The sequence below is a fragment of the Actinomadura physcomitrii genome, from assembly GCF_008923205.2.
GTDB classification, from domain to species: domain Bacteria; phylum Actinomycetota; class Actinomycetes; order Streptosporangiales; family Streptosporangiaceae; genus Spirillospora; species Spirillospora physcomitrii.
Genome location: NZ_WBMS02000004.1, coordinates 37400 through 62158, shown reverse-complemented (window position 1 = coordinate 62158; position 24759 = coordinate 37400). Strand labels below are relative to the sequence as shown.

Genomic DNA, 24759 nt, shown 5'->3' with positions numbered 1-24759 from the left:
TAAAGGCGGCATAAGGGAGGCGCCGGGCGGGCGGTGTGGTGCCAAGTTCGTTGCGTGGCACTGCGAATGGGCAAGCACACCGGTTCGTTCGCCCCCGGCGCACCGGGGGAGCGGACGCGCTCCGCGGCGGTCGCCCGGGCCTTCCAGGCGCTGCCGTCGGCGCACCGCGAGATCCTCACCGAGACGGTCTTCCGGGAGCGCTCGGTCAACGAGGCCGCCGCCCTGCTGGGGGTGCCGGTCGACGTGGTCAAGGTCCGCGTCTACCAGGCGCTGCGCGCGCTGCACGCGACCCTGGGCGCTCCCGTCACCCGGTGACCAGGCCGCGGACGATCCGCGCGAACGACCGCACCAGCGGGCCGTCCGCGCCGTCCGCCCAGGCGAGCGCGACCCGCAGCGGCTCGACGCCGGTGAGCGGCACCCACACCATGCCGGGCCGCGTGTAGTACAGCGCCATGCTGGACGGCGCGAAGCAGATCGCGACGCCCTCGGCGACCTGCTCGAGCATCTCCTCGACGTTGTCGTTGGTCGGCCCCCACCGCGGCTCCGACCCGTCCGGGCGAGGGTTGACCGCCCACCAGTCCACCCACTCGCGCGGGGCCCGCTCCGTCCACATCAGCGGCTCGTCGCCGACGTCGAGGATGCCGACTGAGGCGTTCCCGGCGAGCCGGTGCCCGGCCGGCAGCCCGACGATCCGCGGCTCGGTGTGGACGATCTCGGCGTGCAGGCCGGACAGGTCGGCGGGCAGCCATACGAACGCCACGTCCACGTCACCGGACCGCAGCGCGTCGGCCTCGCCGCCCCAGTCGAACCGCTTCGGCTCGACCCGGACGCCGGGATGGGTGCGGGCGAACTCGGCGCGCGCCCGCGTCGTCAGCTCCCCGGCGCCGCTCGCCTCGAACCCGACGCGCAGCACTCCGGTCTTGGCGCGCCGGTGCCGCTCCGCTGCTGCGGCCACCCGCTCGGCCTGGCGGACAGCAGCACGTCCGCCACCACGTCGGCGATCCGGCCGTGGTCGGTGACGTCCAGCGCGACCGCGTTCACGCGCCCCGGGTGGCGCTCGGCGAGGTCGTCGAGGGCCTGCGGGCGGCGCGCCGCCGCGACGACGGTGTCGCCCGCCGCGAGCGCCGCCTCCGCGATCGCCCGCCCGAACCCCGAGGTCGCCGGCTGCCGCTCGGCGGCGACGCCGCCGACGCGGTCGCCGCGAGCCTGGACGGCCTCCGCAAGGAGTTCGCCGCCTGGGAGCCGCTGATCCGCAGCACCGATTTCGACGAGTAGGGAAATCGGGGCGGCCCGCACCGGGCGGGCCGCCCCGGAAATAATGGGTTGCCGCAGCGGAATCGCTTGGACAGTATGGGCGTTGAACGGAACGAGGCCGGAAGGAGAGGGAACGATGCGCCATCACCGAATGCACCGCAGCAGCCACTCCGGCCTCGGGAGCCGCCGCAGGACGTGACCGTCGCGTCCTGACGCCGACCGCCCGAGCAGAACGGGCGGTCTTTTCTTTCCCCGAACGTTTCCCGGAGGGTTGGCCGAGCGGAAAGGCAGCGGCTTGCTAAGCCGTCGTCAGGGGTCACCCTGCGCGAGTTCGAATCTCGCACCCTCCGCGCAGGCTGGGCAGGGATGCTGGTGCATCCGGCGGATTCATATCCCGCATCAGGCAGGTTCGATTCCTGCGCCCAGTACGCACGGCAACCGAATATCGAGTCTCCGTGGCGCAGTGGAGAGCGCGCCGGGTTGCGGACCCGGAGGGCACAGGTTCGAGTCCTGTCGGAGACACGGCGTCCGTGGTGTGGTGGTCTGCACGCCAGGTTGTGGTCCTGGAGGTCCTCGGTTCGATCCCGGGCGGTCGCCCTTAATAGGAAATAGCAGGATTGGTCGGGCGGTGGCCGGCAGATATTGCCGGCCGCTTGGCATCGGAAATGGCCGCCGCCGGGCTCGGCTCGGGCGGCTGAGGGGGCCGCGCCGCCGGTCCGGGGTATCGTGGGCGCCGTCCGGCCCACTTATGCAGGTACCTTCCCTAAGTAGAGCGGCCATGGTGCCGCCGGTCCGCAGATCGCCGTCGAGGGATGACGTGTCCGAACGCTCGCTGCACGGAGGCGACCTCTCGGTGCTGCGCCGCCTGAACTCCGCCGCGACGCTGCGCGAGCTGCGCGACGGCGGCGAGTCGACGCTGTCGGGGCTGGCCCGCCGGGTCGGGCTGTCGCGCCCCACCACCGAGGGCGTGCTCGGCGACCTGATCGGCCGAGGCCTGGTCGCCGAGGTCGCGCCGCGCCCGGGCAGCGGCCTCGGCCGTCCCGCGCGCCGCTACCGGTTCCGCGCCGAGGCCGGCCACGCGCTCGGCGTCGAGATCGACGCCCACCACGTGCGGCTGCTCGTCACGGACCTGTCCGGCGAGGCCGTCGGCGGCCACCGCGCGAGCCTGGACACCCATGCCCGGCCGGACGCCCGCATCAGTGCCGTCCGCGCCGCCGTCAAGGCGTGCCTGGCCGAGGCCGGGATCGACCGGCGGTCGCTGCGCGCCGTCGCCGCCGGGACCCCCGGCGTCGTCGGCCCCGACGGCACCGTCACCCGCTGCGCCGCGGTGCCCGGCTGGGAGGGCGTCGCGCTCGGCCGCGAGCTCGGCCGCTCGTTCGCCTGCCCCGTCCTGGTGGAGAACGACGCGAACCTCGCCGCGCTGGCCGAGCGGTGGCGCGGTGCGGCCCGCGCGGCCGACGACGTCGTCTGCGTGCACGCCGGGCTGCACACCGGCGCCGGCGCGCTGATCGGCGGGCGCCTGCACCGCGGCCGGTGGGGCGCGGCGGGCGAGATCGGGATGCTGCCCGAGCTGGGCCTGCGCGACACGACCGTCGTGCTGATCAGCGGTGCCGGGCCCGGGCCGGGGGCGGCGGGCGCGGAGCTCGCCGGCCTCGCCTCCGCCGGGCCCGCGCTGGAGGACGCCGCACGCGTGCTCGCCGCGGCCGGGCGGCGCGACCCGGACGCGCTGCGGGCCGTCGACCGGCTCGCCGCGCGCATGTCCCGCGGCGTCGCCGCGATGGCCCTCGCGCTGGACCCGGAGATGATCGTCGTCGGCGGCCCGCTGGTCGGGGCGGGCGCGCCGCTGGTGGAGTCGCTGCGCCGGCACGTCCTGCCGCTGTGCCTGAGCCCGGTCCGCATCGAGGCGTCGCGGCTGGGCGACGAGGCGATCGGGCTCGGCGCCGTCCGGCTGGCCCTCGACCGCATCGACGAGGACCTCTTCCGCGTCGACCGCGCCCCCGCCGCCACGGATCCGCCCGCGGCTACGGAGCCAGCGGGGCGCTGAACGACCAGCCGCGCGCGAGCAGCGCGTCGGCGGCCTCGACCGCGGCGGCCAGCCGCTCCTCGTGCGGGCCGGTCACCACGATGTGCGGGAGGTCCCGCTTCGCTAGTTCCTCCTGGAAGCGGCCCGACATCCAGGCGCGGATCGACGCGCCGTCCCGCCAGCCGTCCTGCTCGAACGGCACGCCGTCCGGCGAGGTCAGGATCCACAGGTGGTGCGGCACCCGCGCGTGGACGGCCTCGACGTCCGGGGCGGGCGCGCCGAGGTAGCGCTCGTGCCAGAGCGCGGTCGCGAACGCGTCGGTGTCGCAGACCAGCAGCGGCGAACCGGTGCGGGCGGCGGCGTCCTCCAGCGCGGCGTGCCGCTCGGCGATCGCGGTGAACTCGGCGGACTCCCACGCCAGGCCGTCCAGCCACAGCGACGGGTCGGACGCGGCGCGGCGCGCGGCGGCGAGCTTCTCCTCGGTGAAGGTGCGCCCGTACTCCGGCACCCACCGCGTCGCCGCCCACACCCCGCCGCGCTGCGCGTAGTGCGCGGCGAGCGCGCGCGCCAGCGTCGTCGTGCCGGTCGACTCGGCGCCGGTCACCACGACGCGCCGCGCCAGGTACGCGCGGACGGGCGGCGACAGCCACTCCCACGCCGCCACCGGGTCCGCGCGGACGGCGGTGCCGCTGACCGGGAACCGCTCGCGCGGCGGGTCCACCGGCACGTGGACGGCCGAGAACCGCGCCGCCAGCTCGGCGCCGTACGGTTCGGAGCTGAACACCGCGTCCACCGGCGGGACGGTCACGCCGAGCCCGGACCGCAGCGCGAGCCCGGCCCGGAACGCCGCGACGTGCGCCGACCAGATCTCGTCGGAGTCGTAGTCGATCTCGGCGTCGTCCACCACCGGGACGATCTCCACGTGCGGCTGCGGGTGCGCCTCCCGCAGCCAGGCGGTGCGCAGCGCGAGCGGGACGCTCTCCACGGTGGACGCCGCGACGACGACGGTCACCCGCGCGCACACGGCGGCGGCCGTGTCGATCAGATGGTGGTGGCCCGCGTGCGGCGGATAGAACTTGCCGATGACGAGCCCGTGATCGTGGGTCATGCCGCCACCGGGGCCGTCTCCCGCTCCCGCAGGTCGCGGCGCCAGGCGACCAGGCCCGCGACGCACAGCGCGAGGAACAGCACGTACAGCGCGCCGGTCAGCTTCAGCTCCTTGTAGAAGTACAGCGGGATGTAGATCAGGTCGGCGGCGATCCACAGCCACCACGACTCCAGCAGCTTGCGGGACTGCCCGTAGGTCGCGACGAGCGACAGCGCGGTGGTCAGCGCGTCCCAGAACGGGACGGTCGAGTCGGTCCAGGCCGACAGCATCCAGGTCAGCAGCGCCGTCCCGGCCGCTCCGGCGGCGGCGAGCGCGCACCATTCGGTGCGCGCGGTGCGCCGGACGGGCAGCTCGTCGCGCCCGTCGCCGGCGTACAGCCACACCCACCACCCGTACAGCTGGAGCACGACGTAGACGACCTGGAGCCCGGCGTCGGCGTAGAGGCCGCCGTCCAGGAACACCAGGCCCAGCAGGACGACGTTGGCGATCCCGACCGGCCAGTTGAGGATGTTCTGCCGGACGACCAGCCAGACGTTCACCGCGCCGGTGGCGAAGCCGAGCAGCTCCGCCCACGTCGTGGGCACGGTTCCGAGGTGGAACGCCGGGTCCAGCAGGGGACCCAGCGGAACGTTGACCGCCATGCCGGCAATGATCACATATCGTCATAGGGACGACAAGGGGTGTGCGGCCCCGGTGACGTCACCGGGGCCGCGCTCACGACCGGGCCCGCCGCCAGGCTCACGCCACGATCAGCAGCGGATTCTGCAGCAGCTCGGCAAGGCGGGCGAGGAACTTCGCGGCCGTCGCGCCGTCGCAGGCGCGGTGGTCGACCGAGAGCGTCACCGCCATCCGCTTGCCGGGGACGACCTGCCCGTCGCGCACCACCGGCTCGTCGCGCACCGCGCCGACCGCGAGGATCGCCGCCTCCGGCGGGTTGATCACCGCGGAGAACGAGTCGACGCCGAACATGCCGAGGTTGCTGACGCTGAACGTGCCGCCGCTCATCTCCTGCACGGACAGCTTCCCGTCGCGCGCCTTGCCGGCCAGCTCGCGGGTCTCCGCGCCGATCTGCGAGACGCTCTTGCGGTCGGCGTCCTTCACGACCGGGACGACCAGGCCGTCCGGGACGGCGACGGCGACGCCGACGTGCACCCGCTTGTGGAAGAGCAGGTTCTCCTCGGTGTAGGAGACGTTGACCTCGGGATGCTCGCGCAGCGCCGTGGCCACCGCCTTGACGACCAGGTCGTTCACGCTGACCTTCGCCGGGGCGAGCGCCTCGTTGAGGGTGGCGCGGAACGCCAGCAGCGCTTCGGCGTCCACCTCCCGGTTGAGGTAGAAGTGCGGCGCGTTCTGCTTGCTCTCGGTGAGCCGCCGCGCCGCGACCTTGCGGAAGCGGTTCAGCGGGACGGCCTCGACGTCCGGGTCCTCGGCGGCCTGCGGGCGCGCGGCGGCGGGTGCGGGCGCCTGCGCCGGGGCGGCCGGAGCCGCCGGGGCCGCGACCGGTGCGGCCGGTGCGGCGGCGGGGGCGCCGTCGCGGATCGCGGCCTCGATGTCGGCGCGGACGATCCGCCCGCCCGGCCCGGAGCCGGTCAGCGTCGCGAGGTCGAGCCCGTGGTCGCGGGCCAGCCGGCGCGCCAGCGGCGACGACGGCGGCCGGGACGCGCCGGTCCGGCGCTCGGCCGGGGCCGGCGCCGGGTGCGCGGCGGCCGGCGCGGGCTCAGGCGCGGGAGCCGGTGCGGCGGCGGGCTGCGCGGGCTCTGCGGGCGCGGCGGGCGCCGGGGCCGGTTCGGCCGCCGCCGCCTCGGGACGCGCACCGCCCTTCGGGGCGACCACGGCGATCGGCGCGCCGATCGCGGCGGTCTCGCCCTCGCCGACGAGGATCTTCTCGAGCACGCCGGCCTCGTAGGCCTCGTACTCCATGACCGCCTTGTCGGTCTCGATGTCCACCAGGACGTCGCCGACCGCCACCTCGTCGCCCGGCTGCTTCTGCCAGGAGCTGATGACGCCCTCCTCCATGGTGTCGGAGAGGCGCGGCATGAGGATCTCGGTCATCGGGCGGGCTCCAGAGTCGGGATGCGGCCGGTCGCGCGGAGCGTGTCGCGGACGGCGGTGAGCAGGGATTCGGCGGACGGCAGCGCCGCCGTCTCCAGGGACTTGGCGTAGGGCAGCGGCACCTCGGCCATCGCGACGCGGCGGACCGGCGCGTCCAGCCAGTCGAAGGCGCCCTCCTGGATCGTCGCGGCGATCTCCGCGCCGATGCCGTAGGTGAGCCAGTCGTCCTCGGCGACGACGGCGCAGCCGGTCCTGCGGACCGACTCGACGACGGTCGCGCGGTCCAGCGGGCGCAGGCTGCGCAGGTCGACGACCTCGGCGGACACGCCCTCGGCGGCGAGGGTCTCGGCGACCTCGCCCGCGACCCGCGCCATCCGGGAGTAGCCGATGATCGTGATGTCGGTGCCGGGACGGGTGACCGCGGCGCGGCCGATCTCGGCGGGCTCGATCTCCTCCACCGGGGCCGGCAGCTCGCCCTTGGTGTTGTAGAGGGCGAGGTTCTCCAGGAACAGCACCGGGTCGTCGTCGCGGATCGCGGCCTTCAGCATCGCCGACGCCTCGGCGGGCGTGCTCGGCGCGACGACCTTCAGCCCCGGGATGAACGAGTAGAACAGCTCGACGTTCTGCGAGTGGGTGGCGCCGAGCTGCTGCCCGCCGCCGCCCGGGGTGCGGATCACCATCGGCACGCTGGCCTGGCCGCCGAACATGCCGTAGATCTTGGCGGCGTGGTTGACGATCTGGTCCAGCGCGAGCAGCGAGAAGTTGATCGTCATGATCTCCACGACGGGGCGCAGGCCGAGCATGGCGGCGCCGATCGCGGCGCCGACGAAGCCCTCCTCGGCGATGGGGGTGTCGCGGACCCGTTTCGGCCCGAACTCCTTCAGCAGCCCTTCGGTGATCTTGTACGAGCCCTCGAAGAGCCCGATCTCCTCGCCCATCAGGAAGACGTTCTCGTCGCGGAGCATCTCCGCGCGCAGCGTGTCCCGGAGCGCCTGGCGGTAGGTGACGGGTGCCATCAGCGTGCTCCTCCGGAACCGAATACCGGGTCGGCGGGCAGGCGGCGCAGCTCGCCCGGGACCGGGGTGGCGTAGGTGTAGTCGAACAGGGTGGAGACCTCGGGGGCCGGGCTCTCGTCGGCGAACGCGGCGGCGGCGTCGATCTCGGCGGTGACCTCGGCGTCGAGGCGGTCGCGGTCGTCGTGCGAGAGGATCCCCGCCTCCTCCAGCTCCAGCGCCATCCGGGCGAGGGGGTCGGCGGCCTTCAGGGCCTCCTTCTCCTCCTTGGACCGGTAGCGGGCCGGGTCGACGACCGAGTGGCCCTTGAGCCGGGGGCTGGTGGTCTCCAGCAGGTACGGCTTGCTCTCGGCGCGGGCGCGCTCGACGGCGACGCGCGCGGCGTCCCGCACGGCGACCACGTCGGTGCCGTCCACCCGGACGCTCTGCATCCGGTAGGCGGCGCCGCGCCGGTACAGCTCGGGCTCGGCGGCGGAGTGCTCCACGGTGGTGCCCATGCCCAGCCCGTTGTTGATCACTACGAAGACGACCGGGAGGTCCCAGAGGCCGGCGATGTTCAGCGACTCGTGGAACGCGCCGATCGCGGTGGTGCCGTCGCCCATGTGGCACATGACGACCTCGTCGCCGCCCTTGTAGGAGACGGCGAGGGCGGCGCCGGCCGCGAGCGGGACCTGCCCGCCGACGATGCCGTACCCGCCGAGCAGCCGCGCCTCGGCGTCGAACAGGTGCATGGACCCGCCCCAGCCCTTGGACACGCCGGTGGAGCGCCCGTAGAGCTCGGCCATCACGCGCTCGGCGGAGATGCCCTTGGCGAGGGCGTAGCCGTGCTCGCGGTAGTTGGTGAACAGGTAGTCGGTGGGGCGCAGCGCGGCCATCAGGCCGACGACGGTCGCCTCCTCGCCGAGGTTCAGGTGGCAGTAGCCCCCGATCTTGGCCTCGGTGTAGGCGCGCGCGGCGCGCTCCTCGAAGCGGCGGATCAGCAGCATCTGGCGGTAGTACGCCACGAGCGTCTCGGCGCTCTCCGCCGGGCCGCCGGGCGCGGCGCCGTTGACCGCGCCCTCGCGCGCGGCGCCGGCGTCCGCCGCGGCGGCGGCCGTCGGCCCGGAAGCCTTTGTGCCGCGCGCTCTCCGGGTCGTGCGAGCCGGAGCGGCCTTGGTAGCTGACCGGGTGGTCTCAGCCATCGGCGACCTTCCTAAGTCCGGGGGAACGCCGTAGGATCGCCACGACGCTCACCGATCATCATTGATCAATGATCGATCATATTCGAGTCTATCTCGTCGGGCGTCAAGACTCACTTACCGTCGTCCCGTCTAATATTGGCTCCCGTGAACACGCCCGTCCCCGCCCAGCTGCTGCGCACCGGGCTCGCCGACCAGATCCGCGAGTTCATCGTGGAGGGCATCAGCTCGGGCCGGTGGGAGCCGGGCGAGCGCATCGTCGAGCGCCGCATCGCCACCGAGCTCGGCGTCAGCCAGGGGCCGGTGCGCGAGGCGCTGCGCCAGCTGGAGGCGCAGCGGCTGATCGAGTCGCTGCCGAACCGGGGCGCCCGCGTCCGGGCGTTCACCGAGCAGGACCTCGCCGAGATCTTCCCCGTCCGGGCCGGGCTGGAGCGCACCGCCGCCGAGCTCGGCATGGCCCGCATCGCCGGCTGCCTGGACGCGCTGGAGGAGCGCAACCGGCAGCTGAGCGAGGCGGCGCGCGGCGGCGACCTGCACGAGCAGATGCGGCTCAGCATCGCCTTCCACCGCGAGATCGTCGAGGCGGCGGGCAACCGGCTGCTGTTCTCGGTGTGGGAGGGCCTCGGCATCGAGCTGTGGACGACGCTGTCGCTGCGGCTGCACCACACCGAGATCTACTCAAAGTCGGCCGAGCACGCCGAGCTGATCGAGGCGTTCCGCCGCCGCGACCCGCAGGCCCCGCAGCTGCTGCACGACCACGTCATGAACTACGCGCCGGAGGGCGCATGATGGGCCGCGCGCCGTAGGGCGCCCCCCGCTCCGGCTCACTCCTTCTCGCGGTAGGCCTTGGTGAGCTGTGCCTCGGCGTCGTCGAGGTAGGAGCGCAGTTCGGCCTCGGCGGCCTCGGTGTCGCCGCGCTCCAGCAGGTCGCACAGGCGCCGGTTGCGGGCGAGGTACGGCTCGTGGAACTCGCGCGGCGAGCCCATCTCGTGGAAGACCAGCCGCATCTCGGCCAGCAGGTGCTGGATCATCTCGTCCACCCGGGGGCTGCCGACGAGGGCGGCGAGCGCCTGGTGGAAGCGGATGTCGGCGGTGCCGACCCGCGGCCAGTCGTCGCCGGCCGCGGCGCGCTCGCCGTCGGCCACCGCCGCCTCCACCCGGGCGAGCGCCTCGCGCGGGGCGGACGGCGCGCACCGCACGCCCTCGCACTCCAGGATCCGGCGGACCCGGTACAGGTCGGCGAGCCCGTCGGCGGTGACGCGGCGGACGAACACGCCCCGGTTGAACTCGTGCACGAGCAGCCGCTCGTTGATGAGCAGCCGGAACGCCTCGCGGACGGTGTTGCGGGAGACCTTGGCGGCGCGGCCGAGGTCCTCCTCGGGGACCCGTTGGCCGGGGACGAGGCGGCCGTCGGTGATCTGCTCGCGGAGCTGGTGGGCGACGCGGTCGGCGGTGCTGTGCCGGCCGATGTCGTCCCGTGCCGCCGCGATGGTCTCCAGCCACGACTCCTGCGCCGGCATCGGCCCGTCCTCCCGGGGTGGCGCGGCGCCGCCCGGGCGCGCGCGGAACTCGTCCGAGACCAGCGTAGCCCCTTCCGCGAAGAATTTCTCAACAGGGGGATTGATGGATTGTTGAACGAAATCTACGCTGTCGGAAAGCCGATACCCCGGAAGGGGCAGCCATGACGGAAACCACCCTCGACCACACGCCCGCCTCCCAGCCCACCTCGTCGCGCCGCGGCGCCCTCCTCGGCGCCATGTTCCTGATGGCCACCAGCGCCATCGGCCCCGGGTTCATCACCCAGACCACGACCTTCACCGCCAAGCTCGGCGCCGCGATGGCGTTCGCGATCCTGGTGTCGGTACTGGTGGACATCGCGATCCAGCTCAACGTGTGGCGGATCGTCGGCGTCTCCGGGCGGCGCGCCCAGGACCTCGGCAACTCGGTGGTGCCCGGCGGCGGCTACGCGCTGGCCGCCCTCGACGTCTTCGGCGGGCTGGTGTTCAACATCGGCAACGTGGCCGGCTGCGCGCTCGGCCTGAACGCGCTGCTCGACCTGGACGTCAAGATCGGCGGTGCGCTGTCCGCGCTGGTCGCCATCGCGATCTTCCTGATCCGGCGGGCCGGCGTCGCGATGGACCGGATCGTGGTGGTGCTCGGCGCCGTCATGATCATCATGACGCTGTACGTGGCGGTGAAGTCGGGGCCGCCGGTCGGCGACGCGCTCCGCCAGACCGTCGCGCCCGAGCAGGTCGACTTCCTCGTCATCACCACGCTCATCGGCGGCACCGTCGGCGGCTACATCACCTACGCCGGCGCGCACCGCATGATCGAGTCCGGCCTCACCGGGCCGGGCAACGTCCGCGAGATCAACCGCAGCGCGATCACCGGCATCCTCGTCACCGGCGTGATGCGCGTGCTGCTGTTCCTCGCCGTGCTCGGCGTCGTCGCCGGCGGCGTCGCGCTCGCCAAGGACAACCCGGCGCCGTCGGCCTTCCAGCACGCCGCCGGCGAGACCGGGCTGCGCGTGTTCGGCCTGATCATGTGGTCCGCCGCGATCACCTCGGTGATCGGCGCGTCCTACACCTCGGTGTCGTTCCTGGTCTCGTTCTCCGGCTGGATCGAACGGCACCGCAACCGGCTCGTCGTCGCGTTCATCGTCGTCTCCACCGCCATCTACCTGGCCATGGGCACGACTCCGGCGAAGCTGCTGATCCTCGCCGGCGCGCTGAACGGGCTCATCCTGCCGTTCGGGCTGGCCGTGCTGCTATGGGTCGCCGCCCGCCGCCGCGACCTGCTCGGCGGCTACCGGTACCCGGTCTGGCTGCTCGGCCTCGGCGTCGCGGCCTGGCTGCTGTCGCTGTACCTCGGCTGGAACTCGCTTTCGGGCATAGAAGACCTGTGGAACTGAGGGAACGGGTGCGGATCCTGCCGAACGGCGACCGGGCGCTGCTCGTCGAGCTGCCCGGCCAGGAGGCGATGCTCGGCCTGTACACCGCGCTCGCCGCCGCCCCGCCGCCCGGCGTCACCGACGTCGTCCCGGCGGCCCGCACCCTGACCCTGCTGCTCGGCCCGTCCGCCGACCCCGTCCGGATCGCCGCCGCCGTGCGCGGCGCGCGGCCCGGCGCGGCGGCCGGGTCCGCGGCGGCTGTCGAGGTCCCCGTCGTCTACGACGGACCCGACCTCGCCGACGTCGCCGCCCGCACCGGGCTCACCCCGGGCGAGGTCGTCGCCGCCCACACCGGCACGCCGTGGCGGGTCGCGTTCACCGGGTTCGCCCCCGGATTCGGCTACCTGGACGGCGGCGACCCGCGGCTGGACGTCCCGCGCCGCGGCACCCCGCGCGTCCGCGTCCCGGCCGGCGCGGTCGGGCTCGCGGGCCGCTTCAGCGGCGTCTACCCCGTCGACTCGCCGGGCGGATGGCAGCTCATAGGGCGCACGGAGGCCGTCCTATGGGACCTCGACCGCGACCCTCCCGCCCTGCTCAGACCTGGAGTCGAAGTTCGTTTCGTCCGGAGGGAACCATGAAGCGGGGCCTGGACGTTCTCCAGTCAGGACTCCTGGCGACCGTTCAGGATCTGGGACGTCCGGGTCACGCGGCGCTCGGCGTGGGGGTGGCGGGCGCCGCGGACCCGGATTCGTTCCGGCTCGCGAACCGCGCCGTCGGCAACGCCGAGGACGCCGCCGCCATCGAGGCCACCTTCGGTGGGCTCCACGTCCGCTTCCGCGGGGGAGCGTTCGCGGCCGTCACCGGAGCGCCCGCGCCCCTCACCGTCGACGGCCGCGCCGTCGCCCCCTTCTCGGTCTTCCACGTCCCGGACGGCGCCGAGCTGCGCATGGGCACGCCGCCCAGCGGCCTGCGCAGCTACCTGGCCGTCCGCGGCGGCATCGCCGTCCCGCCCGTCCTCGGCTCCCGCTCCACCGACACGCTGTCCGGCCTCGGCCCGGCCCCGCTCAAACCCGGCGACCTGCTCCCGGTCGGCCCGCCGCCGCGCGAGCACCCGCGCCTCGACGTCCTGCCCGTCGCGGCGCCGCCCGCCCGGGACGTCGAGCTGCGCGCGATCCCCGGCCCCCGCGCCGACTGGCTCGCCCCCGGCGCCCTGGACGCGCTGTTCGCCTCGCCCTACGCGGTGACCAGCGAGATCGACCGGGTCGGCATGCGGCTCGACGGCCCCCGCCTGGAGCACGCCGGACGCGGCGAGCTGCCCAGCGAGGGCACCGTCACCGGCGCGCTGCAGGTCCCGCCGTCCGGGCTGCCCGTGCTGTTCCTCGCCGACCACCCGGTCACCGGCGGCTACCCGGTGATCGCGGTGGTCGTCTCCGCCGACGTCGGGCGCGCCGCGCAGGCGCGCCCCGGGCAGCGGCTGCGGTTCCGCCCGCACCCCGCGCCCCCGCTCGCAGGACCGCGACCCCGACAGGAGGGACCGTGACGAATCCGATCGACCCGGGCTCGCTCAGCCCGGACCAGGCCAGGGCGCTGTTCCGCGCCGGGCTGCGCGTCCCCACGGCCGGCTGGTGCTCCGGCTGGACGCAGGCGAACCTCATCGCCGTCCCCCGCGACCAGGCCTACGACCTGCTGCTGTTCGCGCAGCGCAACCCCAAGCCGTGCCCCGTGCTGGACGTCACCGAGCCGGGCGAGACCTGCGCGTCGCTGTTCGCCGGCGACCTGCGCACCGACCTGCCCGGCTACATCGTCTACGAGAACGGCGAGCCGGTCGCCGAGGTGTCCGACGTCACCGCGCACTGGCGCGACGACCTGGTGTCGTTCCTGATCGGGTGCAGCTTCACCTTCGAGGACGCGCTGCGCGAGGCGGGCGTCCCGGTCCGGCACATCGAGCAGAACACCAACGTCCCGATGTACCGGACGAACCGGATGTGCCGCCGCGCCGGCGAGTTCGGCGGACCGCTGGTGGTGTCCATGCGGCCCGTCCCCGCCGCGCAGGTCGCCGACGCCGTCCGCGTCACGGCGCGGTACCCGTCCGTGCACGGCGCGCCCGTGCACGTCGGCGACCCCCTCGAGCTCGGCATCGCCGACCTGGACGCACCGGACTTCGGCGACCCGGTCGAGGTCCGGGTGGACGAGATCCCGGTGTTCTGGGCGTGCGGGGTGACGCCGCAGGCCGCGGTCATGGCGTCCCGCCCGAAGCTCGCGATCGGCCACGCGCCCGGGCACATGGCGATCACCGACGCCCGCGACACCCGCTACATCGTGCCCTGAGTCCGGCATAGGCTGCCTCCATGCCCGAGATCGTCGCCCCCGGCGACCGGCTCGGCGAGCGCTACCTGCTGGAGGCGCCGCTGGGAGCCGGCGGGATGGCCACCGTCTGGCGCGCCACCGACCTCGTCCTGGACCGCGCCGTCGCGGTGAAGGTCCCGGCCGAGGGCTGGCCGGAGGACCTCGCCCGCCGGTTCCGCGAGGAGGCCAAGGCCGCCGCCGGCCTCGCCCACCCGAGCATCACCGGCGTCTACGACTACGGCGAGGACGACGTCACGCCGCGGACGGGCCGGTACGCGCAGCGGCGGCGCGTCCCGTACGTGGTGATGGAGCTGCTCGACGGCGAGACCCTGGCGGCGCGGCTCGAGCGCGGCCCGATGCCGTGGCGGGAGGCGGCGGCGGTGTGCGCGCGGATCGCCGACGCGCTCGCCGCCGCGCACGCCGCCGGGATCGTGCACCGCGACATCAAGCCCGCGAACGTGTTCCTGACGCCGGTCGGGGTGAAGGTCCTCGACTTCGGCATCGCGTTCACCGGGACGCCCGGCGGGCCCGTCCTCGGGACCCCCGCCTACGTCGCCCCCGAACTGCTCGCCGGCGCGGAGCCGGGACCGTCCGCCGACGTGTTCTCGCTCGGCGTCGTGCTGAACCAGGCGCTGACCGGCGACGCGCCCGCACCGGTCGCCGGCGCGCTGCCGGACGGCGTCCCCGCGCAGGTCGCGGACCTGTGCCGCCGCTGCCTGGACGAGGACCCCGGCGCCCGTCCGGCGGCGCCGGAGGCGGCCCGGATCCTCGCGGCCGCGGCGGGCGTCCAGCTCGCCGCCTTCCCGCAGCACGCGCAGGTCGCCGACGAGCGGCGGGAAGGAGCCGGGGATTCGCCGACGCGCGTACTGGACGAGCCGCTCCCGGAGCCGTCCGGGGAATCCGCCGCAGCGAGCGCGCCCGTGCTGGGCGAGGCGCCGCAGGCCGGGCCGCCTCAGACCGGGCCGCCGCCGGGCGGTCGGCCGGTACCGTCGCGCAGGCCGCTGGTCATCGCGGGCGCGGCGGTCGGCGCGGCAGGCCTGGCGGCGCTGCTGATCGGCGTGCTCACGCCGGACTCCTCGCCGGACGCCGCCGGCCCGTCCAAGGGGCCCGCCCCGTCCGGAACCTCCGCGACCGCGGCGGTCACCGCGTGCTCGGTGGCGTACCGGATCGACGGGTCGTGGCCGCAGGGCTTCCAGGCGACGGTGCGGATCACCAACCTCGGGACGGCCGCGATCGACGGCTGGCGGCTCGGCTTCGACCTCCCCGACGGCCAGTCGATCACGCAGGTGTGGAACGCCGGGCAGCGGCAGGACGGCGCGTCGGTGACGGTCACCGCCGCGGACTGGAACCGGTCGATCCCGCCGCGCGGGACGGTCGAGTTCGGGTTCCTCGGCAGGCGGGACGGGGGCGGCGGGCGGCCGTCCCGGTTCACGCTGAACGGCGGGGAGTGCCGCTAGGCCCGTCCGTCGATGGGAGCGCTCCCAAAAAGTTCCCGCAGGTCAGCGCCCAATTTCGACGGCCAAGGCTGATCGGCCTATTGTGCGGCGGCTTGCGAGGGCTTAGCATCCCCGTCAATCGAAGCGCTTCGACACCCCGCATCGACTCCCCCCATCGATCCGACCCCCGGGTCCCACCCCCGAAGGATCCCCCATGTTCAAGGCAGGCAGGAGCGCGGCGCTGCTCGCCGCCCTCGCCGCCGCGGCCCTGTCGCTGTCCGCCTGCGGCGGCGACGGCGGCGGCTCCGACGGCAAGGTGCTCAAGCTCTGGCACTACGAGGCCCCCGACAGCGCCATGGGCGCGGCGTGGAACGAGGCGATCAAGGAGTTCGAGGCCGCCCACCCCGGCGTGAAGGTGAAGTTCGAGGAGAAGGGCTTCGAGCAGATCCAGAAGACGGCGCCGATGGTCCTCAACTCCAAGGACGCCCCCGACGTCCTGGAGTACAACAAGGGCAACGCGACCGCCGGGATGCTCTCCAAGCAGGGCCTCCTCCAGGACCTCACCCCGGAGGTCACCGAGCGCGGCTGGGACAAGCTGATCAGCCCGGGCGTCCAGGTCACCGCCAAGTACGACGCCAAGGGCACCATGGGCGGCGACAAGTGGTACGGCGTCCCCAACTACGGCGAGTACCTGCAGGTCTACTACAACAAGGACCTGTTCAAGAAGAACGGCGTCCAGATCCCGACGACGTTCGCCGAACTGACCGCCGCGATGGACAAGTTCGTCGCCAAGGGCGTCACACCGCTGACCAACGCCGGCGCCGAGTACATGGCGCAGCAGTTCGTCTACCAGCTCGCCCTCGACAAGGCGCCCGACCGCTCCTGGGTCGACGCCTACCAGCGCTACACCGCCAAGCCGGACTTCAAGGACGCCGCCTGGACCTACGGCGCCGCCACCTTCGCCGACTGGGTGAAGAAGGGCTACATCGCCAAGAACTCGGTGAGCCGGAAGGCCGAGGACGCGGGCGTCGCCTTCATGAGCGGCAAGTTCCCGATGATGTTCTCCGGGTCCTGGTGGTACGGGCGGGTCGCCAAGGCGGCCAAGTTCGACTGGGAGACGTCCGTCTGGCCCGGCGCGAAGATGACGCTCGGCTCCAGCGGCAACCTGTGGGTCGTCCCGAAGGGTTCCAAGAACAAGGACCTCGCCTACGACTTCATCGACATCACGATGAAGAAGAAGGTGCAGAACATGCTCGGCGACCTCGGCGGCATCCCCGTCGCGGCCGACGCCTCGGCGATCACCGACCCGAAGGTCAAGAAGCTCACCGACGACTTCACCACGCTGGCGCAGAACAACCAGCTCGCCTACTACCCGGACTGGCCGGTCTCCGGCTTCTACGACGCCTGGGTCGCGCAGACCCAGAAGATCATGAACGGCACCGCGCCCGGCGACGCGCTCGGCGCGCTCCAGAAGACCTACGACGACGGCCTGCCGAAGTGACGACGCACCACCGCGCCCGGAAGGGACGCGGCGCCGCCACCGGCGCCGCCACCGGCGCCGCGTCCCGCCCGGACGGCCGGGGGAGGGCGCGCGAGCAGCTCGCCTACCTGCCGTACCTGGTCCCCGGGCTGCTGCTGTTCGCCGCCGTCATCGGCGTGCCGTTCCTGATGAACGTCGGGACGAGCTTCACCGACTGGTCCGGCGTCGGCAGCCCGTCCTGGGCCGGCCTCGGCAACTACCGGGAGCTGGCGAAGGACGGGGAGTTCTGGGCCTCGTTCCGGCACAACGTCCTGGTCATCGTCGGCATGGCGATCGTCCCGACCGCGATCGGGCTGGTGCTCGCGGCGGCCCTCACCGACCTGATCGGCCGGCACTTCGGGCCGCGCGCCGCCTCGGTCCTGCGCGCCTGCCTGTACCTGCCGCAGGTGCTGCCGGTCGTCATCGCCGGCGTCGTGTGGAGCTGGCTGCTCGCGCCGGAGAACGGCGCGGTGAACACGCTGCTGAAGGACGTCGGGCTCGGCTCGCTCGCGCACGACTGGCTCGGCGACCCGGCCACCGCGCTGTGGTCCGTCCTCGGCGTCATGGTGTGGATGCAGATCGGGTTCCCGCTGGTGGTGTTCATGTCGGGGCTGCAGCGCGTCGACCCGTCGCTGTACGAGGCGGCCGAGATCGACGGCGCGACGTGGGCGCGGCGGTTCTGGCACATCACGGTCCCGCAGATCCGCCCGGAGATCTTCGTCGTGCTGCTGTGGACGACGATCGCGGCGCTCAAGGCGTTCCCGCAGATCTTCGTGCTGACGAAGGGCGGGCCGGGCGGCGCCACGAACGTCCCGTCGTACTACTCCTACGTCAACTTCTTCGAGAAGTCCGACGTCGGCTACGGCTCGGCGATCGCGACCGTGCTGACGCTCGTCATCATCGCGCTCACCGTCGTCTTCCTGCGGCTGCAAGGACGTGACCTGGGGGAGGAGCGATGACCGTGACGATGACCAAGCCGGGCGCGCCGGCGCGCGGCCGGCGGAGCGGCGCCCGGACACGCCGCGGGCGCCGCCGCGGCCCGTCCGCCTACGCGGTGTTCGTCGCGCTGGCGGCGCTGGCCGGGGTCATGCTGATCCCGTTCCTGGTCGTGGTGTTCAACGCGCTGAAGACGCCGGAGGAGTACACCTCCAAGGGGCCGCTCGCGCCGCCGTCCGGCTTCAACTCCGACGCCATCAGCGACTTCTGGGACCGCGTCGACTTCGGGCACGTGCTGCTCAACAGCGCGCTGATCAGCGGCTCGGTCGCGGTGCTGGCCGTCCTGGTGTCGGTGTTCAACGCCTACGCGCTCGGCATCGGCCGCATCAAGGGCCGCATCTGGCTGCTCGCGCTGCTGCTGCTGGCGAACACGCTGCCGCAGGAGGCGCTCGTCTACCCGCTGTACTACCTGGCGAAGCGGTTCGGGATCTACGACACCCGGCTCAGCGTGATCATCGTGTTCACGGTGGTGCAGAGCGCGTTCGGCACCTACCTGCTGTCCTCGGTGATGTCGGCGTTCCCGCGCCCGCTGCTGGAGGCCGCCCGCATCGACGGCGCGAACCGCTGGCAGATCCTGTGGCGGGTGGTCGTCCCGGTCGTCCGGCCGACGCTGAGCGTGCTGCTCGTCTTCTTCTTCGTGTGGACGTGGAACGAGTTCCTCATCCCCCTGGTCTTCCTCATCTCCAACGAGAACCAGACGGTCTCCGTCGCGCTCGGCGTGCTGCAGGGACAGCGCCTCATGGACGCCACCATGTCCAGCGCCGCCGCGCTCCTCGGCCTCCTCCCGACCGTCGTGTTCTTCCTCATCTTCCAGCGCACCCTGTCGCGCGGACTCACCGCAGGAGCCATCAAATGAAGTTCAGTGACGGCTACTGGATGATGCGCGAGGGTGTGCACGCCGTCCATCCGGTGGAGGTCCTCGACGTCGCGGAAGGGCCGGGCTCGTTCTCGGTGCAGGCGCCCGTCCAGCGGATTCGGCACCGGGGCGACCTGCTCAAGGGGCCGGTGGTGACGATCGACTGCGCGTCGCCCATGCCGGACGTCATCGGCGTCACCATCACCCATTTCGCGGGGGAGAGGCGGCGCGGCCCGGAATTCGAGCTCGCCGCGGCACCGACCGGCGACGTGCGCGTCGGCGACGACGCCGTGGAACTGACGTCCGGCGCGCTGACCGTGCGGGTGAAGCGCGGCGGGGAATGGGGCGTCGACTTCCTCGCGGACGGCCGGCGGCTGACCGGCACGGCGCCGAAGTCGACGGCCGTCATCGACACCGACGACGGCGGGCATTACGTGCGCGAGCAGCTCGACCTCGGCGTCGACCATTTCGTGTACGGGCTCGGGGAACGGTTCGGGCCGCTGGTGAAGAACGGCCAGTCCGTCGACATCTGGAACGCCGACGGCGGCACCGCCAGCGAGCAGGCGTACAAGAACGTGCCGTTCTTCCTGACGAACGCGGGATACGGCGTCTTCGTCGACCACCCCGGGCACGTGTCGTTCGAGGTCGCGTCCGAGGCCGTCGCGCGGACGCAGTTCAGCGTCGCGGGCCAGTCGATGCGGTACTTCGTCATCTACGGGCCGTCGCCGCGGGAGATCCTGCGCAAGTACACGGCGCTGACCGGGCGGCCGGCGCGGCTGCCGGACTGGTCGTTCGGGCTGTGGCTGTCGACCTCGTTCACCACCGACTACGACGAGGCGACCGTCTCCTCGTTCATCGACGGGATGGCGGAGCGGGACCTGCCGCTGAGCGTGTTCCATTTCGACTGCTTCTGGATGCGCGAGTTCCAGTGGTGCGACTTCGAATGGGACCCGCGCGTGTTCCCGGACCCGGCCGGGATGCTGCGCCGGCTCAAGGAGCGCGGCCTGCGGATCTGCGTGTGGATCAACCCCTATATCGGGCAGCGCTCGCCGCTGTTCGCGGAGGGGCGCGCCCGCGGCTACCTGCTGACCAGGGCGGACGGCGGCGTGTGGCAGTGGGACAAGTGGCAGCCCGGCCTCGCGGTGGTCGACTTCACCAATCCCGAGGCCCGGGAATGGTACTCGGCGAAGTTGGAGGCGCTCATGGACATGGGCGTGGACTGCTTCAAGACCGACTTCGGCGAGCGGATCCCGACCGACGTCGTCTACCACGACGGCTCCGACCCGGAACGCGCGCACAACTACTACACCTACCTCTACAACCAGACCGTCTTCGAGCTGCTGCGCAAGAAGCGCGGCGAGGGCGAGGCGGTGGTGTTCGCCCGGTCCGCGACGACCGGCGGGCAGCGGTTCCCGGTGCACTGGGGCGGCGACTGCGAATCGACGTTCGAGGCGATGGGGGAGAGCCTTCGCGGCGGCCTCTCCCTCGGCCTGTCGGGGTTCGGCTACTGGAGCCACGACATAGGCGGGTTCGAGGGGACGCCCGATCCGGCGCTGTTCAAGCGGTGGATCGCGTTCGGGTTGCTGTCCTCGCACAGCCGGCTGCACGGAAGCCATTCCTACCGGGTGCCGTGGCTGTTCGACGAGGAGTCGGTGGACGTCCTGCGCGACTTCACGAAACTGAAGATGCGGCTGATGCCCTACCTTTCGGGGGCGGCGCGGCAGGCGTACGGCGAGGGCCTGCCGATGATGCGGGCGATGATCCTGCAATTCCCCGACGACCCGGCCTGCACGCACCTGGAACGCCAGTACATGCTCGGCGACGACCTGCTCGTCGCGCCCGTGTTCTCGGCCGGCGGCGACGTCTCCTACTACGTCCCGGACGGCGTGTGGACGCATTTCCTCACCGGTGAGCGCGTGCACGGCGGCCGGTGGGTGAAGGAACGGCACGGATTCGGCAGCGTGCCGCTGCTGGCCCGTCCCGGCGCGGTCATTCCCGAGGGCTCGGTGGACGACCGTCCCGACTATGACCACGCCGACGGGGTGACGTTGCGCGTCTACGAACCGTACGACGGGATGAACGTCCTCACGCAGATCGGCGAAACGTCCTTCACCACGGTGCGCGATGGTGCGACGCTGCGGATGACCGGCGCGGGCTCCTGGAACGTCCTCCTGGTGAACGCGCGCGTCGCGGCGGTGGAGGGAGGCGAGGCGTCCGGCCATCCGCAGGGGGTCCTGGTGAAAGCGGCCGGCGGCGAACTCGCCATCACCCTGGAAGAGGAGAACTGATGGGCTTTCCCGAGGGTTTCCTGTGGGGCGCGGCGACCGCGTCCTACCAGATCGAGGGTGCCGCGGACGAGGACGGCCGCACGCCCTCCATCTGGGACACCTTCAGCCGCACGCCGGGAAAGGTGCTGAACGGCGACACCGGCGACGTCGCCACCGACCATTACCACCGCTGGAAAGAGGACGTCGCGTCCATGGCGCGGCTCGGACTCGGCGCCTACCGGTTCTCCATTTCGTGGTCGCGTGTCCTGCCGGAGGGGAAGCCGAACCAGAAGGGCTTCGACTTCTACTCCCGGCTCGTCGACGAGCTCCTCGACCACGGCATCTCGCCCGTCGCGACCCTCTACCACTGGGACCTTCCGCAGGAGTTGGAGGACGCGGGCGGCTGGCCGGAGCGCGACACCGCCCGCCGCTTCGCCGACTACGCCGAACGCGTCGGCCGCGTCCTCGGCGACCGCGTCGAGACGTGGACGACCCTGAACGAGCCGTGGTGCTCGGCGTTCCTCGGCTACGCCGCCGGCGTGCACGCGCCGGGCCGCACCGACCCGGCGGACGCGCTCGCCGCCGCGCACCACCTCAACCTCGCGCACGGCCTGGCCGTCCGGGCGCTGCGCGGGGTCGTGCCGCCGTCCGCGCGGCACTCGGTCACCCTCAACCTGCACCACCTGCGCGGCGACGCCGAGGCCGTCCGGCGGGCCGACGCGGTCGCCAACCGGATCTTCCTCGACCCGATGCTCGGGCGCGGCTACCCCGCCGACCTGCTCGCCGACACCGCCGCCGTCACCGACTGGGGGTTCGTCCGCGACGGCGACGCCGACGTCATCGCGGCGCCGCTCGACGTCCTCGGCGTCAACTACTACTCGCCGACGCTCGTCCGCGTGTGGGACGGGACGTCGCCGCGCGAGAACGACGACGGCCACAAGCAGGGCGCCGCGACCCCGTTCGTCGGCTGCGAGGGCCTGGAGTTCGTGAAGCAGCCCGGCCCGTACACGGCGATGGGCTGGCCGATCGACCCGTCCGGGTTGGAGGAGCTGCTGCTGCGGCTGCACCGCGAGTACCCGGACGTGCCGCTGATGGTCACCGAGAACGGCGCCGCGTTCGACGACGAGGTGGTGGACGGCCGCGTCCGCGACGACCGCCGCATCGGCTACCTGCGCGACCACATCGCCGCGGCCGGGCGCGCCGTCGACGGGGGCGTCGACCTGCGCGGGTACTTCGCCTGGTCGCTGCTCGACAACTTCGAGTGGGCCTACGGCTACGACCGGCGCTTCGGGCTGATCCACGTCGACTATCCGACGGGCGAGCGCACCTGGAAGGACAGCGCGTTCTGGTACCGCGACGCGATCCGCACGCCGCCGGGATCGGACGCGCGATGAACCGCTCGACGGCGGGACGGTCCGTGGTCAAGATCACCGACGTGGCCCGGCACGCCGGGGTGTCCCCGAGCACGGTGTCCTACGTGCTGAGCGGCAAGCGGACGATCTCCGAGGAGACCCGGCAGCGGGTCCGCGACAGCATCCGCGAGCTCGGCTACCGCCCGCACGCCGGCGCCCGCGCGCTGGCGAGCAGCCGCTCCAACGTCCTCGCGCTGATGATCCCGCTCCGCTCGGGCATCGCGGTGCCCGTCGTGATGCAGTTCGCCATGTCGGTGGTGACCGCCGCGCGGCGGCACGACCACGACGTGCTGCTGCTGACGCAGGAGGAGGGCGAGGACGGCCTGAGCCGCGTCGCCGGCAGCGCGCTCGTGGACGCGCTGATCGTCATGGACGTCCAGATGGAGGACCCGCGGCTGCCGCTCCTGCGCTCCCTCGACCGGCCGAGCGTGCTCATCGGCTTCCCCGCCGACGCCGGCGACCTGACCTGCATCGACCTGGACTTCCACGCGGCCGGCGCGGTCTGCGTGGAGCACCTGGCCGGGCTCGGTCACCGCGAGGTCGCGCTGATCGGCTCGCCGCCCGAGGTGTACGCGCGGCGGACCGGGTTCGCGCAGCGGGTCGCGGACGGGTTCGGCGCGGCCGTCCGCGAGCACGGCCTGTCCGGCGGCGTCCACCCGTGCGAGGCGACGCCGGAGGCGGCCCGCGCGCTGGTCGCCCGGCTGCTCGCCGAGCGTCCCGGGCTGTCGGGGATCCTCGTGCACAACGAGCCGGTCGCGGACACGGTCGTGCGGGCGCTGCGCGCGAACGGGCGCGCCGTCCCGCAGGACGTGTCGGTCGTCGCGATCTGCCCGGACGAGATGGCCGAGCACGCCGAGCCGCCGCTGTCGGGCGTCGCGATCCCCGCCCAGGAGGTCGGCGCGCGCGCCGTCGAGCTGCTGATGGGCAAGCTCGGCGGCGAGTCCGTCCCGGCCGCGACGCTGCTGCCGCCGGCCCTGACCCCGCGCGCGAGTTCCGCCCCGGCGCCGCGCTGACCGTCCCGCCCCGCCGGACCCGAAGGAGGCATGCGTCCGGGCCCGCGCGGCCCGGTTGTCGAAGCGCTTCGACACCCACGCGACCCTCACCGTCCCGTCCACCGGCGACAGGTACGCCTACAAGGACGTGACGGCCGCCCTGCACGCCACCGGCCGCCACGACCTCTACTTGGTCTTCACCGGCGAGGCCCGCCTGTCCGCCCTCACTCGGCCGGTGACGTCCACGGCCCCGTCCCGGTCCGGCCGGGACGGGGCCGCCGCCCGCAGGTCGGCCCTCTGGGTCCGGGGATGTCATGAGCGATCATAGGCGGGGCTCATGACAGGGCGCCGCGCCGCCGGGCCGCCGGGCTAGGCCGACTCGCGCAGCACCAGGTGCGGGCGCATGATGACCACCGGGTCGGCGACGGCCTCGCCGCGGATCCGGGACACCAGCAGCCGCGCCATCGCCACGCCCATCTCCTCCGGCGACTGGTGCACGCTGCTCAGCGGCGGGTCGGCCAGCGGCGCGGCGGCCGAGTCGTCGAAACCGATCACCGCGACGTCGTCGGGGACGCGGCGGCCGAGCCGGCGCAGCACCCGCAGCGTGCCGAGCGCCATCGGGTCGCTCGCGGCGAACACCGCGTCCACCGCGGGCTCGCCCGCGAGCAGCCGCTCGGCGGCGGCGATGCCGGTGGCCTCGCCGAAGTCGCCGAACGCGACGTACTCCGGCAGCCCCGCCTCGCCGAGCGCCTCCCGGTAGCCGGCGAGCCGGTCGATGCCCACCCCCATGTCCTGCGGGCCGGCGATCGTCGCGATGCGGCGCCGCCCCCCGGCGATGAGGTGCCCGACGGCCTCGCGCGCGCCGAGCCGGTTGTCGACGTCGACGTAGCTGACCGGCGACAGCCCCGGCGGCCGGCCGCCGAGCACCGTCGGCACCCCGTTGGCCTCCAGCTTGGCGGGCAGCGGGTCCTCGGCGTGCAGCGAGGTCAGCAGCACCCCGTCCACGTGCTGGGTGGTCAGGTAGTGCTCCAGGCGCGCGTACTCGGCGGGGGAGCGGGCGAGGGCGAGCAGCAACTGCAGGCCGGTGTCGCCGAGGCCGTTGCTGATCCCGCGGATGATCCCGGCGAAGTACGGCTCGCCGAACAGCCGCTGGTCGGACTCGGCGACCACCAGCGCCACCGTGTCGGTGCGCCGGGTGACCAGCGTGCGGGCCGCCCGGTTGGGCACGTACCCGAGCTCGTCGATCGCCTTCAGCACCGCCTGCCGGGCCCGCTCGCTGACCCGCGGCGACCCGTTGACCACCCGGGACACCGTGCCGCGGCCGACCCCGGCGCGCGCCGCGACCTCCTCCAGGGTCGGGCGCGTGCCCCTCTGCGTCATCAGGCCCCTCCGTCGTTCCTGCGGCGTCGTCGTTCCT

Annotated in this window: 24 protein-coding genes and 4 tRNA genes; 19 read left to right on the top strand and 9 right to left on the bottom strand. The window is 73.3% G+C overall.

What is annotated here, in order from left to right:
- Positions 1-54: 54 nt before the first annotated feature.
- Positions 55-315: a sigma factor-like helix-turn-helix DNA-binding protein gene (locus tag F8568_RS06270; protein WP_225992169.1), complete on the top strand. Its 261-nt coding sequence runs from the start codon at positions 55-57 to the stop codon at positions 313-315.
- Here the strand turns inward: F8568_RS06270 and F8568_RS06265 are convergent.
- Positions 305-955 (bottom strand): LysR family substrate-binding domain-containing protein, encoded by a 651-nt coding sequence (locus tag F8568_RS06265; protein ID WP_151592360.1) that lies wholly within the window; start codon positions 953-955, stop codon positions 305-307. The two genes, F8568_RS06270 and F8568_RS06265, sit on opposite strands and share 11 nt — an antisense overlap.
- On the bottom strand, positions 871-1296 hold the full coding sequence (locus tag F8568_RS06260) for an SDR family NAD(P)-dependent oxidoreductase (RefSeq protein WP_328600747.1): 426 nt from the start codon (positions 1294-1296) through the stop codon (positions 871-873). The genes F8568_RS06265 and F8568_RS06260 overlap by 85 nt, the downstream gene beginning before the upstream one ends.
- A gap of 223 nt (positions 1297-1519) precedes the next feature.
- Between F8568_RS06260 and F8568_RS06255 the strand changes: the two genes are divergently transcribed.
- From F8568_RS06255 to F8568_RS06235, 5 genes are all read left to right on the top strand, one after another.
- A tRNA-Ser gene (locus F8568_RS06255) sits at positions 1520-1604 on the top strand.
- Positions 1605-1609: 5 nt separating this feature from the next.
- Positions 1610-1682: transfer RNA gene (locus F8568_RS06250), tRNA-Met, on the top strand.
- 21 nt (positions 1683-1703) lie between these two features.
- A tRNA-Arg gene (locus F8568_RS06245) sits at positions 1704-1776 on the top strand.
- Position 1777: 1 nt separating this feature from the next.
- Positions 1778-1852 (top strand) — tRNA-His (locus tag F8568_RS06240).
- A 219-nt stretch (positions 1853-2071) separates the two neighbouring features.
- Positions 2072-3298 (top strand): ROK family transcriptional regulator, encoded by a 1227-nt coding sequence (locus F8568_RS06235; RefSeq protein ID WP_328600746.1) that lies wholly within the window; start codon positions 2072-2074, stop codon positions 3296-3298.
- Here F8568_RS06235 and F8568_RS06230 read toward each other — a convergent pair.
- The 5 genes from F8568_RS06230 to pdhA form a co-directional block, all read right to left on the bottom strand.
- Positions 3276-4385 carry an AAA family ATPase gene (locus F8568_RS06230; protein ID WP_151592356.1) on the bottom strand — a complete coding sequence of 370 codons (1110 nt, stop codon included), beginning with the start codon at positions 4383-4385 and terminating at the stop codon, positions 3276-3278. The genes F8568_RS06235 and F8568_RS06230 overlap by 23 nt on opposite strands.
- Complete coding sequence (gene pnuC / locus F8568_RS06225) at positions 4382-5026, bottom strand: nicotinamide riboside transporter PnuC (RefSeq protein ID WP_151592354.1); 645 nt, start codon at positions 5024-5026, stop codon at positions 4382-4384. Before pnuC ends, F8568_RS06230 begins: the two co-directional genes overlap by 4 nt.
- Before the next feature lie 97 nt (positions 5027-5123).
- A complete protein-coding gene (locus tag F8568_RS06220) occupies positions 5124-6437 on the bottom strand; it encodes a dihydrolipoamide acetyltransferase family protein (protein WP_151592352.1) in 1314 nt (437 codons plus the stop codon).
- The gene (locus F8568_RS06215; protein WP_151592350.1) at positions 6434-7453 is read right to left on the bottom strand and encodes an alpha-ketoacid dehydrogenase subunit beta; all 1020 of its coding nucleotides are present in this window, start codon (positions 7451-7453) and stop codon (positions 6434-6436) included. The genes F8568_RS06220 and F8568_RS06215 overlap by 4 nt, the downstream gene beginning before the upstream one ends.
- Entirely contained in the window at positions 7453-8631 is a 1179-nt protein-coding gene (gene pdhA / locus F8568_RS06210) for a pyruvate dehydrogenase (acetyl-transferring) E1 component subunit alpha (RefSeq protein ID WP_151592348.1), read from the bottom strand. The genes F8568_RS06215 and pdhA overlap by 1 nt, the downstream gene beginning before the upstream one ends.
- A 144-nt stretch (positions 8632-8775) precedes the next feature.
- On the opposite strand from pdhA, the gene F8568_RS06205 reads away from it, so the two are divergent.
- Positions 8776-9417, top strand: coding sequence for a GntR family transcriptional regulator (locus F8568_RS06205; RefSeq protein ID WP_328600745.1), 642 nt, complete (start codon positions 8776-8778; stop codon positions 9415-9417).
- 35 nt (positions 9418-9452) lie between these two features.
- Here F8568_RS06205 and F8568_RS06200 read toward each other — a convergent pair whose 3' ends face one another.
- Complete coding sequence (locus F8568_RS06200; protein WP_151592344.1) at positions 9453-10148, bottom strand: GntR family transcriptional regulator; 696 nt, start codon at positions 10146-10148, stop codon at positions 9453-9455.
- 161 nt (positions 10149-10309) lie between these two features.
- Between F8568_RS06200 and F8568_RS06195 the strand changes: the two genes are divergently transcribed.
- From F8568_RS06195 to F8568_RS06140, 12 genes are all read left to right on the top strand, one after another.
- Positions 10310-11539, top strand: a complete 1230-nt coding sequence (locus F8568_RS06195) for an NRAMP family divalent metal transporter (protein WP_151592342.1) — start codon at positions 10310-10312, stop codon at positions 11537-11539.
- Between the two features lie 8 nt (positions 11540-11547).
- Positions 11548-12156 carry a 5-oxoprolinase subunit B family protein gene (locus tag F8568_RS06190; RefSeq protein ID WP_151592765.1) on the top strand — a complete coding sequence of 203 codons (609 nt, stop codon included), beginning with the start codon at positions 11548-11550 and terminating at the stop codon, positions 12154-12156.
- Complete coding sequence (locus tag F8568_RS06185; RefSeq protein WP_151592340.1) at positions 12153-13058, top strand: 5-oxoprolinase subunit C family protein; 906 nt, start codon at positions 12153-12155, stop codon at positions 13056-13058. The genes F8568_RS06190 and F8568_RS06185 overlap by 4 nt, the downstream gene beginning before the upstream one ends.
- On the top strand, positions 13055-13846 hold the full coding sequence (locus F8568_RS06180; protein ID WP_328600744.1) for a putative hydro-lyase: 792 nt from the start codon (positions 13055-13057) through the stop codon (positions 13844-13846). Before F8568_RS06185 ends, F8568_RS06180 begins: the two co-directional genes overlap by 4 nt.
- A 20-nt stretch (positions 13847-13866) precedes the next feature.
- The gene (locus F8568_RS06175; protein WP_151592338.1) at positions 13867-15321 is read left to right on the top strand and encodes a protein kinase domain-containing protein; all 1455 of its coding nucleotides are present in this window, start codon (positions 13867-13869) and stop codon (positions 15319-15321) included.
- Positions 15322-15514: 193 nt separating this feature from the next.
- Positions 15515-16801 (top strand): ABC transporter substrate-binding protein, encoded by a 1287-nt coding sequence (locus tag F8568_RS06170; protein ID WP_151592336.1) that lies wholly within the window; start codon positions 15515-15517, stop codon positions 16799-16801.
- Positions 16798-17778, top strand: coding sequence for a carbohydrate ABC transporter permease (locus F8568_RS06165; RefSeq protein WP_151592335.1), 981 nt, complete (start codon positions 16798-16800; stop codon positions 17776-17778). The genes F8568_RS06170 and F8568_RS06165 overlap by 4 nt, the downstream gene beginning before the upstream one ends.
- Positions 17775-18671 (top strand): carbohydrate ABC transporter permease, encoded by an 897-nt coding sequence (locus tag F8568_RS06160; RefSeq protein ID WP_236008469.1) that lies wholly within the window; start codon positions 17775-17777, stop codon positions 18669-18671. The genes F8568_RS06165 and F8568_RS06160 overlap by 4 nt, the downstream gene beginning before the upstream one ends.
- The gene (gene yicI, locus F8568_RS06155; protein ID WP_151592333.1) at positions 18668-20959 is read left to right on the top strand and encodes an alpha-xylosidase; all 2292 of its coding nucleotides are present in this window, start codon (positions 18668-18670) and stop codon (positions 20957-20959) included. Before F8568_RS06160 ends, yicI begins: the two co-directional genes overlap by 4 nt.
- Complete coding sequence (locus tag F8568_RS06150) at positions 20959-22332, top strand: GH1 family beta-glucosidase (protein ID WP_151592331.1); 1374 nt, start codon at positions 20959-20961, stop codon at positions 22330-22332. The genes yicI and F8568_RS06150 overlap by 1 nt, the downstream gene beginning before the upstream one ends.
- Positions 22329-23363: a LacI family DNA-binding transcriptional regulator gene (locus F8568_RS06145; RefSeq protein ID WP_151592329.1), complete on the top strand. Its 1035-nt coding sequence runs from the start codon at positions 22329-22331 to the stop codon at positions 23361-23363. The genes F8568_RS06150 and F8568_RS06145 overlap by 4 nt, the downstream gene beginning before the upstream one ends.
- 55 nt (positions 23364-23418) lie before the next feature.
- A complete protein-coding gene (locus F8568_RS06140) occupies positions 23419-23670 on the top strand; it encodes a carbohydrate-binding protein (protein ID WP_151592327.1) in 252 nt (83 codons plus the stop codon).
- A gap of 41 nt (positions 23671-23711) precedes the next feature.
- On the opposite strand, the gene F8568_RS06135 is transcribed toward F8568_RS06140, so the two are convergent.
- Positions 23712-24722, bottom strand: coding sequence for a LacI family DNA-binding transcriptional regulator (locus F8568_RS06135; protein WP_151543316.1), 1011 nt, complete (start codon positions 24720-24722; stop codon positions 23712-23714).
- Between the last annotated feature and the right edge of the window lie 37 nt (positions 24723-24759).